We start from the raw sequence: 14246 nt of genomic DNA, 5'->3' as shown, positions 1-14246 counted from the left end.
GGATGGGGCGATGGCGGGGCTGTTCAGCGGACGTTGTCGTCGTGGTGGTCGAGCAGGGCCAGTTCGGAGCGGCGGGGCAGGCCCTCCCAGTCGCCCGCGGTGCTGACCGCGAAGGCGCCGAGGAGGGCAGCCGTCCTCAGCCGCTGCTCGGGTGGCTCACCCGCGAGCAGTTCGGCGAGGTATCCGGCGGCGAAGGCGTCGCCCGCGCCCACGGAGTCGTGCACGCGCACGGGTATCGCGGGCTGCCGGTGGGGCTGTCCGTCGAGGAGGGCGAACGCTCCCTCGGCACCCAGTTTGATCACGGCACCGGACGGGCCGAGGTCGCGGATGCCCCGGGCGAGTTCCCCGGGGTCGTCGGTGCCGGGGACAGCGAGCCGGGCCTCGTGCACTCCCGCGAAGACCAGGTCGCAGCGGCGCAGCAGCGGCAGCAGGGCGTTCCTGGCCTCCTCCTCGCTCCACAGCAGGGAGCGGAAGTTGATGTCGAGTGAGATGGTCGCTCCCGCGTCGGCGGCGATGTCCACGGCCCGCGTGACGGCCTTCGCGGGTCCGTCGCCCAACGCGGGTGTGATCCCGGTGAGGTGCAGGACGGCCGCGCCGGCGACGACGTCTTCGGGGATGTCCTGCGGGGTCAGTCCGGCACCGGCCGTGCGGGTGCGGTAGTAGCGCGTACGGTGGTGGCCGGCGGTGCGCCGTTCCTTCAGCAGGAGCGACGTGGGGGCGGGGTCGCGTACGGCGAGGGCGGTGACCCCTTCCGCGCGCAGCTCGCGCAGGATGAGGTCGCCGAGCGCGTCCTCGCTGACGCGGCCGATCCAGACGGCGCGGCCGCCGAGCCGGCTGACCCCCACGGCGACGTTCGACTCCGCTCCGGCGAGCCCTAGACGCAGATCGGCGCCCAGGGACAGCGGGCCCGGCTGCGACGCGGACAGGGCCGCGAGGGTCTCCCCGACCGTCACCAGGTACGGCGTGCGCGGGGCGCTGTTCATCGGCCGACCTCCTCGGCCGCGGCGGTCGCCCCGACCGTGTCGAGCACGGTGCGCGCCCTCTCGGTGAGCGCTCCCAGGGCCGTCGCACTCGGGTCCCGGTCCGCTCCGCGCAGCAGCGGCGAGCCGATGCCCACGGCGCGGGCTCCCGCGTCGATGTAGTCGCGCGCCTGGGCGATGTCCACGCCGCCGACGGCCATCAGCGGGATCTCCGGCAGCGGCGCGCGCAGCTGGCGCAGATGGGCGGGGCCGCCCGTGCAGGCCGGGAAGAGCTTGACCGCGGCGGCGCCCGCCTGCCACGCGGCGGCCACCTCGGTCGGCGTCCAGGCACCCGGGTAGCACGGGATGCCGCTGTTCGCGGTGGTGCGGATCAGAGCGGCGTCCACGACCGGGGAGACGAGGAACTCGGCCCCGGCTGCCAGCGCGTCACGGGCCTGGCCGGTGGTCAGCACGGTACCGGCACCGACCGCCACCGCAGGTCCGAGGTCGTCCCGGATGTCGGCCAGGGCGTCGAGTGCACCGACGGTGGTGAGGGTGACCTCGAGGCAGGTGACGCCGCCGTCCGCGAGCGCCCGGGCCACGGCGGGCAGTCCGGAGGCGTCTGCGGTCCGGAGGATGGCCATGACCCGGGTCCGGCCGAGCTGCGGGGTGATGGGGGGACGCTCCATCACCCCACCGGCCCGAGCGACTTGCCGATTCCTTGCATGTCCGTCATGCGAAGTTCCTTTGGCAGAAGGGTCGGAGTCAATGCCGGTCGGCCGACGTGCTGGGCCGCACGCAGAACTCTTGTTGGGCTTCGCCCAGATATATCGCCTATTTCCGTCTGAGGAAACCGGTTGACCCCGACTCCCGCGGACGTTAAGTTCCGTCGCCGGAACGTGTCAAGACCTCCCAATCCAGCGAGAGGGGTGCCCTGTTGGCTCAACAGACCATCCGGGCCAGGCTGGTGGACGTCGCACAGGCGGCCGGGGTCTCCAAGGCCACCGTGTCCAAGGTGCTCAACGGCCGCCAGGACCTGTCCGTCCGGCCGGAGACCCGGCGGCGCGTCCACGAGGCCGCCGAAGCACTCGGCTACCGTCCCCACTCCGGGGCGCGGGCGCTGGCGGGTGCGAGCACCCACGCCCTCGCGCTGCTGGTTCCCGCCCTCACCAACCCGACGTACGTCACCATCGCCCGCGGCGCCTACCAGCGGGCCCGTGAGCTCGGCTATCTCTCCCTGCTGGCCGAGGACTTCGACGGGCAGGAAGCGGACGAGTCCTTCAACGACCTGGTCCAGGAGGGCCGCGTGGACGGACTGCTGATCGCCTCGGCCCGTCCCGGTCACCCCCTGCTCGACGCGCTCCGCCGCAGTCCGGTCCCGCACGTCTTCCTCAACCGGTCGGTCGAGGGGTCCGGCCGGAACGTCACCATGGACGTGGCCCGCTCCAGCGTCACCGCCCTGGACCACCTGTACGACCTCGGCCACCGCGCGGTCGGCCACATCGCCGGTCCGCCCGGCATCGCCCCCAGCGACACCCGCAAGCAGGCGTTCCTGCGGCACGCCGAGGAGCTCTCAGTCGCCGCTGCGGTCGCCTCTGGCGACTTCACCGAGGACGGCGGCGTGTCCGCGGCACTGGAACTGCTCCGTCCCGCCGACGGCGGCACGCACCCCCCGGTCACCGCGCTCTACACCAGCTCGCTGGCCCAGGCCATAGGCGCGATGGGCGCGATCCGGAGCCTCGGGCTTCGGATACCCGAGGACATCTCGGTGGTCGGCAACGACGACCTGCCCGTCGCCGGGCACCTCCACCCGCCTCTGACGACCGTGGCCATGCCCCTGTACGAGCTGGGAACCGCCGCCGTCGACGCCCTCGTGGCCGCCATCCAGGGCTCGCCGTCAGGAGACGTGGTCGTGCCCACCGAGCCGCATCTGGTGCTCCGCGGTTCCACCGCACGCCCCGGAGACACACCATGACCGCCGCTCTCGCCCGCTTCGCGCGCCGCACCGCCCTGCTCACCGCGGCCGGCTCCGGCATCGGCGAGGCCACCGCCCACCGCCTGGCCGCCGAGGGAGCGTCCGTCGTCGTCACCGACGTCGACGCGGAGGCCGCCCACCGGGTGGCCGAGGAGATCCGCGCCGAGGGGGGCCAGGCGCGCAGCCGCCGTCTCGACGTGACCTCGCCCGACGAGTGGGCCGCCACCGTCGCCGAGATCACCGCGCTGAACCGGCATCTCGACGTGCTGCATCTCAACGCCGGCCGGAACCTGCCCGGAGCCGCCCACGAACTGGACGACACCTCCTGGCACGACCAGCTGCGGCTCTCCCTCGACTCGGTGTTCTACGGCGTCCGGGCGACCGTCCCCCTGCTCAGAGCCGCCGGGGGCGCGGTCGTGATCACCTCCTCGATCCACGCGGCCATCGGCTTCAACGGCTTTCCCGCGTACGCGGCGGCCAAGGGCGGGATCGGAGCCCTGGTGCGCCAGCTCGCCGTCGAGTACGGCGGTGAGATCAGGTTCAACGCCGTGCTGCCCGGCGCCGTGGTCACGGCCCTGTGGGCGCACACGCCCGCGGAGTACAGGGCCAGGACGGCCGCGCGGACGCCTGTCGGCAGACTCGGGACCCCCGAGGACATCGCGGCCGCCGTGGCCTTCTTCGCCTCCGACGACGCCTCCTTCATCACCGGTCAGAACCTGCTCGTGGACGGCGGCCGCAGCATCAGCGCCCACGAGTGACATCTGCCGACCGCCCCTACCACTGCCACCGCCACTCCCCTTCGTGCGCACAGGACCCGGAGGTCCCCGCAAGATGAAGATCGCTGGTTACGAGCTCTTCCTCGTCGAACCGCGCTGGCTCTTCCTGCGCGTCGACACCGACGAGGGGATGTCCGGCTGGGGCGAGCCCGTCGTCGAGGGCAAGGCGCACACCGTCGCCCGCTGTGTCGAGGAGATGTTCGACTACCTCGTGGGGCAGGACCCGGCGCGTATCGAGGAGCACTGGCAGACGCTCGCCAAGGGCGGCTTCTACCGGGGCGGTCCCGTGCTGATGAGCGCCCTGGCCGGCATCGACCAGGCGCTGTGGGACATCGCCGGCAAGACCCACGGCGTCCCGGTGCACCAGCTGCTGGGCGGTCATGTGCGCGACCGGGTCCGTGTCTACGGCTGGGTGGGTGGCGAAACCCCCGAGGAGCTGGCGGAGTCGGCGGCCGAGCAGGTCGCCAAGGGTTTGACCGCGGTCAAACTCAATCCCTGCGGTCAGTTGGAGCCGCTCGCCACGCCCGCCGCCATCCAGGCCGTCGTGGACAACGTGACCGCCGTACGCGAGGCCATCGGCCCGGAGTGCGACCTGGCGCTGGACTTCCACGGCAGGTTCAGCGGGGCGATGTCCCGGCGGGTGCTTCCGTTGCTGGAACCCCTGCTGCCGATGTTCGTCGAGGAACCGGTGCTGCCCGAGTTCACCCAGGACCTCGGCGCCGTGGTGCGCTCCACGTCGATCCCCATCGCCACCGGTGAACGGCTCTACTCCCGCTGGGACTTCCGCTCCGTGCTGGCGGACGGCATCGCCGTGGCCCAGCCGGACATCAGCCACGCCGGGGGCATCTCGGAGACCCGGCGGATCGCCGCGATGGCCGAGACCTACGACGTCATGGTCGCGCCGCACTGCCCGCTCGGCCCGATCGCGCTGGCAGCCAGTCTCCAACTCGACTTCGCCGCACCGAACTTCCTCATCCAGGAACAGGCGCTCGGCATCGGCTACGGCGACAGCAGCGGTCTGCTGGCCTACCTCGTCGACGCCGAGCCCTTCACGTTCCGCGACGGCTACATCGAGCGCCTGACCGCGCCCGGTCTGGGCATCACCATCGACGAGGACGCGGTCCGTGCCGCGGCGGAGCGCGGGCACCGCTGGCGCAACCCGGTGTGGCGCAACGCGGACGGGTCGCTGGCTTCCTGGTAGCGCCGGACCGGAAGCGTCAAGGACCGTAGGACGCAGTCGCGCGGCCCTCACACGGGATGTTCGGGGCGACCCGCGCGACCCGGCGCCCCGAACTCCCGCCGCTGCGGCCGACCCAGCTACAGCGTGCGCTCCAGGCGGTCCGCCACCAGCTTCACGAAACGCGCGGGCTCCTTGGGCTGGCCGCCCTCCGCGAGCACCGCCAGGCCGTGCAGCAGTTCGGTGGTCTCGGCGAGCACGGTACGGTCCTCGCCTTCCTTGTACGCCTGGTTCAGGCCCTTCACGAGCCGGTGGTCGGGGTTGATCTCCAGGATCCGCTTGGTGCGCGGCACCTCCTGACCCATCGCCCGGTACATGTTCTCCAGGGCCGGGGTCAGGTCCTGCGCGTCCGAGACGATGCAGGCCGCCGACACGGTGAGGCGCGACGACAGACGCACCTCCTTGATGTCCTCGTCCAGCTGCTCCTTCATCCAGCCGAGCAGATCCGCGTATTCCTCGGTCTGCTTCTCCCGCTCGTCGTCGCCCTTCTCGTCCCCCCGCGCGCCGAGGTCGATCTCGCCCTTGGTCACGGACCGCAGTGCCTTGCCCTCGTACTCGCCCACGGCGTCGACCCACACCTCGTCGACGGGGTCCGTGAGCAGCAGCACCTCGATGCCGCGGTCCCGGAACGCCTCCATGTGCGGGGAGTTCTCGATGCTCTGCCGGGACTCGCCGGTGATGTAGTAGATGTCCTCCTGGCCGCCCTTCATCCGCTCCACATAGCTCTTGAGCGTGGTCGGCTCGTCGTCGCTGTGCGTGGTGGCGAACGAGGAGACGGCGAGGATGGCGTCGCGGTTCTCGGGGTCGGTGACCAGCCCCTCCTTCACGACGGCACCGAACTCCCGCCAGAACGTGGCGTAGCGGTCCGGGGCACCGGCCATCATGTCCTTGACCGTGGACAGGACCTTCTTCGTCAGACGCCGCTGCATCATCCGGATGTGGCGGTCCTGCTGCAGGATCTCGCGCGACACGTTGAGCGAGAGGTCCGCCGCGTCGACGACGCCCTTGACGAAGCGGAGGTACGGCGGCAGCAGCGCCTCGCAGTCGTCCATGATGAAGACGCGCTTCACATACAGCTGCACCCCTCGCTGGAAGCCCTGCGTGAACAGGTCGTGCGGGGCGTGCGACGGGAGGAACAGCAGGGCCTGGTACTCGAAGGTGCCCTCCGCCTGGAGCCGGATCGTCTCCAGCGGATCACGCCAGTCGTGGCCGATGTGCTTGTACAGCTCGTGGTACTCGTCGTCGGAAACCTCGTCGCGCGAGCGCGCCCACAGGGCCTTCATCGAGTTCAGCGTCGCGGGTTCGCGCGCGCTGTCGTCGCCCTCTGCCGTGGCCGCCCGGGAGACCAGCCGGATCGGCCAGGTGATGAAGTCGGAGTACCGCTTGACGATCTCCCTGATCTTCCACTCGGAGGCGTAGTCGTGGAGCTGGTTTTCCGGGTCCGCCGGCTTGAGGTGCAGGGTGACCGCCGTGCCCTGCGGCGCGTCGTCGACCTTCTCCAGCGTGTACGTGCCCTCGCCGCGGGACGTCCAGCGGGTGCCCTGGCTCTCGCCCGCGCGGCGGGTCACCAGGGTCACCTCGTCCGCCACCATGAAGCCGGAGTAGAAGCCGACCCCGAACTGTCCGATGAGCCCCTCGGCTCCGGCCCCGTCCTCGGCCTCCCTGAGCTCCTTCAGGAGGGTGGCCGTGCCGGAGTGGGCGATGGTGCCGATGAGTTGCCCGACCTCGTCGTACGACATGCCGATGCCGTTGTCCCGCACGGTGAGGGTGCGGGCGTCCTTGTCGATCTCGATCTCGATGTGCAGGTCGGACACATCGGCATCGAGCGTGTCGTCCCGCAGCGCGGCGAGGCGCAGCTTGTCCAGCGCGTCGGAGGCGTTGGACACGAGTTCGCGCAGGAAGACATCCTTGTTCGAGTAGACAGAGTGGATCATCAGCTGCAGCAGCTGACGGGCCTCTACTTGGAACTCAAACGTCTGGGTCGACATGATTCGCGATTACCTCACGGGTCTGAGTCGCCGGAACGGTTGGTAGTCACTGTAGGACACCAGGTGAGGACGGACCGCCGACCCGTCGCCGATAATCGAACGACAGGGGGTTAGCATATGAGCGCCGCCTAGCTCGAAAGATAAGACTGTGACTGTCAATGACGACTCGTTCACCAGCTGGAAGCACCGCGAGGAGATCGCGGAGTCGATGATCCCCATCATCGGGAGACTGCACCGGGAGCGGGACGTCACAGTCCTCCTTCACAGTCGCTCCCTGGTGAACAAGTCGGTGGTCAGCATCCTCAAGACCCACCGGTTCGCCCGGCAGATCGCCGGGGAGGAACTCTCGGTCACCGAGACACTGCCGTTCCTTCAGGCGCTCACCGCCCTCGACCTCGGCCCCTCCCAGATCGACATCGGCATGCTCGCCGCCACGTACAGGGCCGACGACCGGGGTCTGTCGGTGGAGGAGTTCACCGCCGAGGCCGTCGCCGGCGCCACGGGGGCGAACAAGATCGAGCGTCGTGAGCCGCGTGACGTCGTCCTGTACGGGTTCGGCCGCATCGGGCGCCTGCTCGCCCGCCTGCTCATCGAGAAGGCCGGCTCCGGCAACGGGCTGCGACTGCGTGCCGTCGTCATACGCGGTGGTGGTGACCAGGACCTCGTCAAGCGCGCCTCGTTGCTGCGCCGCGACTCCATCCACGGCCAGTTCCACGGCACGATCACCGTCGACGAGGAGAACGGCACGATCGTCGCCAACGGCAACGAGATCAAGGTGATCCACGCCGACGACCCGAGCGAGGTCGACTACACGGCGTACGGCATCAAGGACGCCATTCTCATCGACAACACCGGCAAGTGGCGTGACCGCGAGGGCCTGTCGAAGCACCTGCGTCCCGGTATCGACAAGGTCGTCCTGACCGCCCCGGGCAAGGGCGACGTCCCCAACATCGTCCACGGTGTGAACCACGACACGATCAAGCCGGACGAGCAGATCCTGTCCTGCGCGTCCTGCACCACCAACGCGATCGTGCCGCCGCTGAAGGCGATGGACGACGAGTTCGGCGTGCTGCGCGGGCACGTGGAGACGGTCCACTCGTTCACCAACGACCAGAACCTGCTGGACAACTACCACAAGTCCGACCGCCGCGGCCGCTCGGCGCCGCTCAACATGGTCATCACCGAGACCGGTGCCGCCTCGGCCGTCGCCAAGGCTCTGCCCGACCTCAAGGCGAGGATCACCGGCAGTTCGATCCGCGTCCCGGTGCCGGACGTCTCCATCGCGATCCTCAACCTGCAACTCGCCCGCGAGACCACCCGGGACGAGGTGCTCACCCACCTCCGCGACGTGTCGCTGACCTCGCCGCTCAAGCGCCAGATCGACTTCATCAGCGCCCCCGACGCCGTCTCGAGCGACTTCATCGGCTCGCGCCACGCATCGATCGTCGACGCCGGCGCGACCAAGGTCGATGGCGACAACGCGATCCTCTACCTGTGGTACGACAACGAGTTCGGCTATTCCTGCCAGGTCATCCGGGTCGTCCAGCACGTCTCCGGCGTGGAGTACCCGACCTACCCGGCGCCGGCGGTCTGAGCGGAGGCGGGTCGGCCTCGACCGGATCCTGCGGATCCGGCGGACTCCCGGCACGGCGGACACGCGGTGCCGGGAGCGGGACGCCCCTCAGCGTGCTCCGGGTCGCCCTCTGCCGGAGTCCGCCCCGCCCGATGTGCGCAGGGTGCCGACCGTCTTCAGCAGCCGGTCGGCCGGTTTCCGAAGCTCGGGGTGGGCCAGGACCGTGTTGCGCAGGCCGCGCACCGGCCTGCGCCACAGCCGGTACGCCGCCGCCACCGGGTGGGGGCGGGTGGCGAACCCCTCGCCCACCCGCAACTCCCGGGTCTTGAGCCAGTCCTTGTACTCCTTGTCACCCCGCCCCAGGTCCACGAGCGTCACACCGTGCCGGGCCGCCGCCTCGGCCAGCCGGAGGTGCATCATCAACCCGGGTGAGTAGTAGCGGAGTTCGGGGTCGTAGGCGGTGAACCAGGCCGCGAGCACCGTGCTGGACCTCGGCCCGAAGTGGGCGGCCATCGGCCGGTCGCCCGCGTACAGCACGGACAGCACGCCGGTGAAGTGCTCCTCGCGGACGCGGGAGAGGTGGTCCACCAGGTCGACGATCCACGGCCGCGAGAACCGGTCCATCCGTCCGGTCCGACGGTACTGGGCGGACTTCCACTGCATCAGCGTGCGCAGCGCCCGCGGATCGCGCTCGTCGAAGACGAACCGCACCTCGCCGACGTCGCGCCCCACGCGGCGCTCCTTCTTCATGACCGTCTTGGCCAGCCCCGGATACGCGCCGCGCAGCCAGTGCGGGTAGTCGCCGTCGCCGGGCTTCACATCGATCACGGGTGAGGCGAACGTCCCCGTGACGTGTCGGCCGAAGGGTCTCTGTTCCTGGACGAGATGGTCGAACTCGAAGATGGACAACCCGCAGGCCTGCAACAGGTCCCGCGCGTCCCAGGAGATCCCGGGCCGGTGCACGAGGGCCTGGCAGTCGGACAGGCCCAGACCGATGGCCCGGCCCACACCCAGGGCGTTGCGCTCGTACGGGAGGAAGCCGACGGGCTCCCCGTTCTCACGCAGCACCGCCACCCGTGCCCCACCGCGGTACCGGCCGATCCCGGTGGCGAACTCGGGTGCCAGGAAGGGATTGGCGTACTCGGGCGACACGTCCATGGCCTGGTGCCAGGCCCCGCGCAGCGCGTCGCTCAGCTCGTGCGGCCGGTGAATGGTGATGTCCACCTCACATCAACCGCCCTTCCGCAGGCTCCGCGAGGAACGTGCCGGTGACGGCACAGCCCGGCAAGGCATGGTGACGACTACCCGTGGATCTGCTCGTGGACCGCATGGACGACCGCTCCCCCCTGTGACGCTGTCGCGTCCTGTCACTGCTTCGGGCTCTGTCGGCCCGAACGCCGTTGTACGCGCTCGTTCCACGATCGAGGACCGGGACGAAACACGTTCGGCAAGGATCAAACGTCGCGAAACAGTGCGCACACTGTCAAGAGTGCCTGCCGCCACGAAAGTTCGCGCGGGAGACGTTCCGTTCGGCCGCCTCAGGCCGCCGGTTCCCCGGACTTACCGTTCCGGCGCGTGCGACGCCCGGCTCGGGCGGTACCCGCCATCGCCTTGCCCAGCCGGGGCGGACTCTCCTAGCCTCATTTTGTGCCGCTCATAAACAAATCAGTCCTGCACAAAGGCGTGCCGGGCAGCGACCTCACCCGGATCCGTGTCGCCCTCACCGCCTTCTTCGCCCTCGACGGCTTCGTCTTCGCCGGTTGGGTCGTACGCATCCCGGACGTCAAGGAGCAGACGGGCGCGTCGGCGAGCACCCTGGGGCTCGCGCTGCTGGGGGTGTCCGCGGGCGCGGTGATCACGATGACGCTCACCGGCCGGCTCTGCCGCCGGTTCGGCAGCCACCCGGTGACCGTCGTCTGTGCGGTCCTGCTGTCGCTGAGCGTGGCCCTGCCCCCGCTCACCCACTCCGCACCGGCGCTCGGCGCCGTCCTGCTTGTCTTCGGGATGGCGTACGGAGGCATCAACGTCGCGTTCAACAGTGCCGCCGTCGACCTGGTGGCCGCACTGCGGCGGCCGGTCATGCCCAGCTTCCATGCCGCGTTCAGCCTGGGCGGCATGGTGGGCGCCGGGCTCGGCGGGCTGGTCGCGGGATCGCTGTCGCCCACCCGGCACCTGCTCGGGCTGACCGTGACGGGCCTGCTCGTGACCGCGGTCGCCGGGCCCACGCTGCTGCGTCAGCGGCCCCCGGAACCGCCGGACAGGGTGCGGCCCGAGGACGCCGCGCCGCACCGTCTCGGCACGCGAACGCGGGGCCTGGTCACCGTGTTCGGTCTGATCGCGCTGTGCACCGCCTACGGTGAGGGCGCGCTCGCGGACTGGGGCGCGCTGCACCTGGAACAGGACCTCGACGCCCACCCCGGGGTGGCGGCGGCCGGCTACTCCTGCTTCGCGCTCGCCATGACGGTGGGCCGGATCAGCGGGACCACGCTCCTCGAACGGCTCGGGCGGGTCCGTACGGTGGTGGCCGGCGGCGCCACGGCATCGGCCGGCATGCTGCTCGGCTCGCTCGCGCCGTCGGTGTGGGCGGCCCTGCTCGGCTTCGCCGTCACCGGGCTCGGCCTCGCCAACCTCTTTCCGGTCGCCGTGGAGCGCGCAGGTGCGCTCGCGGGCCCGGGCGGAGTCGCGGTGGCCTCGACACTCGGTTACGGCGGCATGCTCCTCGGCCCGCCCGCCATCGGTTTCATGGCCGACTGGTTCTCGCTGCCCACCGCTCTCACCAGCGTGGCGGTCCTCGCGGCCGTCGCCTCCGCGATCGGATACGGGGCGCGCCGTGCGACCGCAGGCCGCCTGTGACCGGAGGAGTCCGTCGAGGACTTCACACCGGCGGGGCGGCCCAGGTCACCTTCATACCGGGGTCGCTCTTCGACACGGGGGTCGCTCTTTCCCTGGAGTGCGCTTCATCCGGCACACTCGCCGCATGGAGACTGCCGAGTTCGTGCGAGCCCTGGACCGGGAGGGCCGGCTGCTGGCCGCGGCGGCCGAGGAGGCGGGTACCGAGGCGAAGGTGCCGACCTGCCCGGGCTGGCAGGTGCGGGATCTGCTGCGGCACACCGGCGTGGTGCACCGCTGGGCGGCGGCCTTCGTCGCCGAGGGGCACACCTCGTACCACCCTGACGGTGGGCTGCCGGACCTCGACGGGGCGGAGCTGACGGCCTGGTTCCGGGAGGGGCACCGCCACCTCGTGGACACCCTCTCCTCCGCCGCGCCCGACGTCCGGTGCTGGCACTTCCTGCCCGCCCCCTCGCCGCTGGCCTTCTGGGCCCGGCGTCAGGCGCACGAGACGACCGTGCACCGGATCGACGCCGAGTCGGCGCGCGGCGATACATTCACCGAGATCGGCCGGGAGTTCGCGGTGGACGGCATCGACGAACTGCTGTGCGGCTTCCACGCCCGCTCCAAGAGCCGGGTCCGCAGCGAGGAGCCGCGGGTGCTGCGGGTGCGGGCGACGGACGCCGACGGCGCGGTGTGGACCGTACGGCTGTCGGGCGAGCCTCCCGTGACCGAGCGGGGCGGGAGCGGCGACGCCGACTGCGAAGTGGCCGGGCCCGCGGCGCACTTGTATCTGTCGCTGTGGAACCGGCTGCCGTTCCCGGACGTGACCGGTGACACCTCCCTCGCCACGCTGTGGCGCGAGAGGTCCGCCGTCACCTGAGGCTGAGCATCCTGGTCAGCACCGCGCGCTGCACCGGCCGCACCTCGTCGTGCAGGGCGCGGCCCTTGTCCGTGAGCGTCACCCGCACACCCCGCCGGTCCTCGGTGCACAGGGCGCGCTCGACCAGGCCGTCCTTCTCCAGGCGGGCGATCAACCGTGACAGCGCGCTCTGGCTGAGGTGGACCCGCTCGGAGATCTCCTGGACGCGGTAGCCGCAGGAGCCGTCCGCCCCCGGCCCCGGCCCGTCGGACAGCACGTCCAGCACTTCGAAGTCGCTGGCGCACAGGCCGTGCCGGTGCAGGGCGCGGTCGAGTTCGCACTGGGTGCGGGCGTGCAGCGCCAGGATGTCGCGCCACCGGTCCACGAGCGCCCGGTCGGGAGTGTCCGCCTCGTCCTTGGCAGCCATGGCCGCACCGTAGCAGAGAACAGGCATCGTTGCATCCGAATTAAATGCGCTTGCATTGAATGCAGATGCATGGAAGTCTGTTGGGCATGACCTCTCCGCTCACCACCCCCGCGTTGGGACGTTGGACCCCCCGGCTCTGGGGCACCCTGCTGGTGCTCTGCGCCGCGATGTTCCTCGACGCACTGGACGTGTCCATGGTCGGCGTCGCCCTGCCGTCCATCGGGACCGACCTCCATCTGACGACGTCGACGCTCCAGTGGATCGTCAGCGGCTACATCCTCGGCTACGGCGGGCTGCTCCTCCTCGGCGGACGCACCGCCGACCTGCTCGGCCGGCGCCAGGTCTTCCTGGTGGCACTGGGCGTCTTCGCGCTCGCCTCGCTGCTCGGCGGGCTCGTCGACTCCGGTCCGCTGCTGATCGCCAGCCGGTTCATCAAGGGGCTCAGCGCCGCGTTCACCGCACCGGCGGGCCTGTCGATCATCACCACGACCTTCCCCGAGGGCCCGCTGCGCAACCGCGCCCTGTCGATCTACACCACCTGTGCCGCGACCGGCTTCTCCATGGGCCTGGTGCTCTCCGGCCTGCTCACCGAGGCCAGTTGGCGCCTCACCATGCTGCTGCCCGCGCCGATCGCGCTGCTCGCCCTGCTCGCCGGCCTGAGGCTGCTGCCGCGCAGCGCACGCGAGAAGGACCACAACGGCTACGACATCCCCGGCGCCGTCCTCGGCACCGCGTCGATGCTGCTGCTCGTCTTCACCGTCGTCGAAGCGCCGCACGTCGGCTGGGCCTCCGCCCGCACGCTGCTGTCCTTCCTCGCCGTCGCCGCGCTCCTCACCGTCTTCGTCCTGGTCGAGCGGCGCTCCGCGGGACCGCTGATCCGGCTCGGCGTGCTGCGCTCCGGCAACCAGGTCCGCGCCCAGCTCGGGGCCATGGCCTTCTTCGGCTCGTACGTCGGCTTCCAGTTCCTGGTCACTCTGTACATGCAGTCGCTGCTCGGCTGGTCCGCACTGCACACGGCACTCGCGTTCCTCCCGGCGGGCGCGCTGGTGGCCGTGTCCTCGACGAAGGTCGGCGCGATCGTGGACCGCTTCGGCACCCAGCGGCTGATCGCGGTGGGCTTCGCCCTCATGGTCGTCGGATACGCCCTGTTCCTCCGCGTGAACCTGCACCCGGCGTACGCGGGGGCCATCCTGCCGAGCATGCTGCTCATCGGCGCGGCCTGCGCCCTGGTCTTCCCCTCGCTCAACATCCAGGCCACGAACGGCGTCGACGACCACGAGCAGGGCATGGTGTCCGGCCTGCTCAACACCTCGGTCCAGGTGGGCGGCGCGATCTTCCTGGCCGTCGTCACCGCGGTGGTGACCGCCGGCGCCCCCGCGCATCCCTCGGCGCAAGCCGTCCTCGACAGCTACCGGCCCGGCCTGGTCGTGGTCACGTGCATCGCCCTGGCAGGTCTGCTGATCACCCTCACGGGCCTGCGCACGCGCCGGACACAGCGATCCCTGGTGGTCGCGAAGTCCCTCCAGGAGGAGGCGAACGCGGAACCGGTCGGGGTCCGCGACTAGGGTCTTTCGTTCGGATCAGCCCGGCATGATCAACGAGAGGCCCTTGGGGGACGCC

12 protein-coding genes are annotated in these 14246 nt (G+C 70.8%); 7 read left to right on the top strand and 5 right to left on the bottom strand.

Annotation, left to right across the window (positions count from 1 at the left end):
• Window positions 1-23: 23 nt before the first annotated feature.
• Both N8I84_RS35980 and N8I84_RS35975 read right to left on the bottom strand, forming a co-directional pair.
• Window positions 24-983 (bottom strand): sugar kinase, encoded by a 960-nt coding sequence (locus tag N8I84_RS35980; protein ID WP_263233636.1) that lies wholly within the window; start codon window positions 981-983, stop codon window positions 24-26.
• Window positions 980-1648 carry a bifunctional 4-hydroxy-2-oxoglutarate aldolase/2-dehydro-3-deoxy-phosphogluconate aldolase gene (locus N8I84_RS35975; RefSeq protein ID WP_263233634.1) on the bottom strand — a complete coding sequence of 223 codons (669 nt, stop codon included), beginning with the start codon at window positions 1646-1648 and terminating at the stop codon, window positions 980-982. The genes N8I84_RS35980 and N8I84_RS35975 overlap by 4 nt, the downstream gene beginning before the upstream one ends.
• A 248-nt stretch (window positions 1649-1896) precedes the next feature.
• Here N8I84_RS35975 and N8I84_RS35970 point away from each other — a divergent pair, with 248 nt between their 5' ends.
• From N8I84_RS35970 to dgoD, 3 genes are all read left to right on the top strand, one after another.
• Window positions 1897-2934, top strand: coding sequence for a LacI family DNA-binding transcriptional regulator (locus N8I84_RS35970; protein WP_263233633.1), 1038 nt, complete (start codon window positions 1897-1899; stop codon window positions 2932-2934).
• The gene (locus N8I84_RS35965) at window positions 2931-3692 is read left to right on the top strand and encodes an SDR family NAD(P)-dependent oxidoreductase (RefSeq protein ID WP_263233631.1); all 762 of its coding nucleotides are present in this window, start codon (window positions 2931-2933) and stop codon (window positions 3690-3692) included. Before N8I84_RS35970 ends, N8I84_RS35965 begins: the two co-directional genes overlap by 4 nt.
• A gap of 73 nt (window positions 3693-3765) precedes the next feature.
• Window positions 3766-4911, top strand: a complete 1146-nt coding sequence (gene dgoD, locus N8I84_RS35960) for a galactonate dehydratase (protein WP_263233629.1) — start codon at window positions 3766-3768, stop codon at window positions 4909-4911.
• A gap of 116 nt (window positions 4912-5027) precedes the next feature.
• Here the strand turns inward: dgoD and htpG are convergent, their stop codons facing one another.
• On the bottom strand, window positions 5028-6935 hold the full coding sequence (htpG, locus tag N8I84_RS35955) for a molecular chaperone HtpG (protein ID WP_263233628.1): 1908 nt from the start codon (window positions 6933-6935) through the stop codon (window positions 5028-5030).
• A 148-nt stretch (window positions 6936-7083) separates the two neighbouring features.
• On the opposite strand from htpG, the gene N8I84_RS35950 reads away from it, so the two are divergent.
• Window positions 7084-8529, top strand: a complete 1446-nt coding sequence (locus tag N8I84_RS35950; RefSeq protein WP_263233627.1) for a glyceraldehyde-3-phosphate dehydrogenase — start codon at window positions 7084-7086, stop codon at window positions 8527-8529.
• An 87-nt stretch (window positions 8530-8616) separates the two neighbouring features.
• Here the strand turns inward: N8I84_RS35950 and N8I84_RS35945 are convergent, their stop codons facing one another.
• Window positions 8617-9732 (bottom strand): GNAT family N-acetyltransferase, encoded by a 1116-nt coding sequence (locus N8I84_RS35945; protein ID WP_263233625.1) that lies wholly within the window; start codon window positions 9730-9732, stop codon window positions 8617-8619.
• Between the two features lie 459 nt (window positions 9733-10191).
• On the opposite strand from N8I84_RS35945, the gene N8I84_RS35940 reads away from it, so the two are divergent.
• Together N8I84_RS35940 and N8I84_RS35935 are read left to right on the top strand one after the other, a co-directional pair.
• Window positions 10192-11361 carry an MFS transporter gene (locus tag N8I84_RS35940; protein WP_263234998.1) on the top strand — a complete coding sequence of 390 codons (1170 nt, stop codon included), beginning with the start codon at window positions 10192-10194 and terminating at the stop codon, window positions 11359-11361.
• A 124-nt stretch (window positions 11362-11485) separates the two neighbouring features.
• Window positions 11486-12220 carry a maleylpyruvate isomerase family mycothiol-dependent enzyme gene (locus tag N8I84_RS35935; protein ID WP_263233624.1) on the top strand — a complete coding sequence of 245 codons (735 nt, stop codon included), beginning with the start codon at window positions 11486-11488 and terminating at the stop codon, window positions 12218-12220.
• On the opposite strand, the gene N8I84_RS35930 is transcribed toward N8I84_RS35935, so the two are convergent.
• Window positions 12213-12626, bottom strand: coding sequence for a MarR family winged helix-turn-helix transcriptional regulator (locus tag N8I84_RS35930; RefSeq protein WP_263233623.1), 414 nt, complete (start codon window positions 12624-12626; stop codon window positions 12213-12215). The genes N8I84_RS35935 and N8I84_RS35930 overlap by 8 nt on opposite strands.
• Window positions 12627-12712: 86 nt before the next feature.
• On the opposite strand from N8I84_RS35930, the gene N8I84_RS35925 reads away from it, so the two are divergent.
• Window positions 12713-14191 (top strand): MFS transporter, encoded by a 1479-nt coding sequence (locus tag N8I84_RS35925; protein WP_263233622.1) that lies wholly within the window; start codon window positions 12713-12715, stop codon window positions 14189-14191.
• The last annotated feature ends 55 nt before the right edge of the window (window positions 14192-14246 follow it).

The organism is Streptomyces cynarae (assembly GCF_025642135.1).
GTDB classification, from domain to species: domain Bacteria; phylum Actinomycetota; class Actinomycetes; order Streptomycetales; family Streptomycetaceae; genus Streptomyces; species Streptomyces cynarae.
This window is presented reverse-complemented; position numbering and strand designations above follow the sequence as displayed.

Coding starts and splice junctions, on each gene's coding strand:
- N8I84_RS35980 (WP_263233636.1), bottom strand. CDS start 983: ATGAACAGCGCCCCGCGCACGCCGTACCTGGTGACGGTCGGGGAGACC.
- N8I84_RS35975 (WP_263233634.1), bottom strand. CDS start 1,648: ATGGAGCGTCCCCCCATCACCCCGCAGCTCGGCCGGACCCGGGTCATG.
- N8I84_RS35965 (WP_263233631.1), top strand. CDS start 2,931: ATGACCGCCGCTCTCGCCCGCTTCGCGCGCCGCACCGCCCTGCTCACC.
- dgoD (WP_263233629.1), top strand. CDS start 3,766: ATGAAGATCGCTGGTTACGAGCTCTTCCTCGTCGAACCGCGCTGGCTC.
- htpG (WP_263233628.1), bottom strand. CDS start 6,935: ATGTCGACCCAGACGTTTGAGTTCCAAGTAGAGGCCCGTCAGCTGCTG.
- N8I84_RS35935 (WP_263233624.1), top strand. CDS start 11,486: ATGGAGACTGCCGAGTTCGTGCGAGCCCTGGACCGGGAGGGCCGGCTG.
- N8I84_RS35930 (WP_263233623.1), bottom strand. CDS start 12,626: ATGGCTGCCAAGGACGAGGCGGACACTCCCGACCGGGCGCTCGTGGAC.
- N8I84_RS35925 (WP_263233622.1), top strand. CDS start 12,713: ATGACCTCTCCGCTCACCACCCCCGCGTTGGGACGTTGGACCCCCCGG.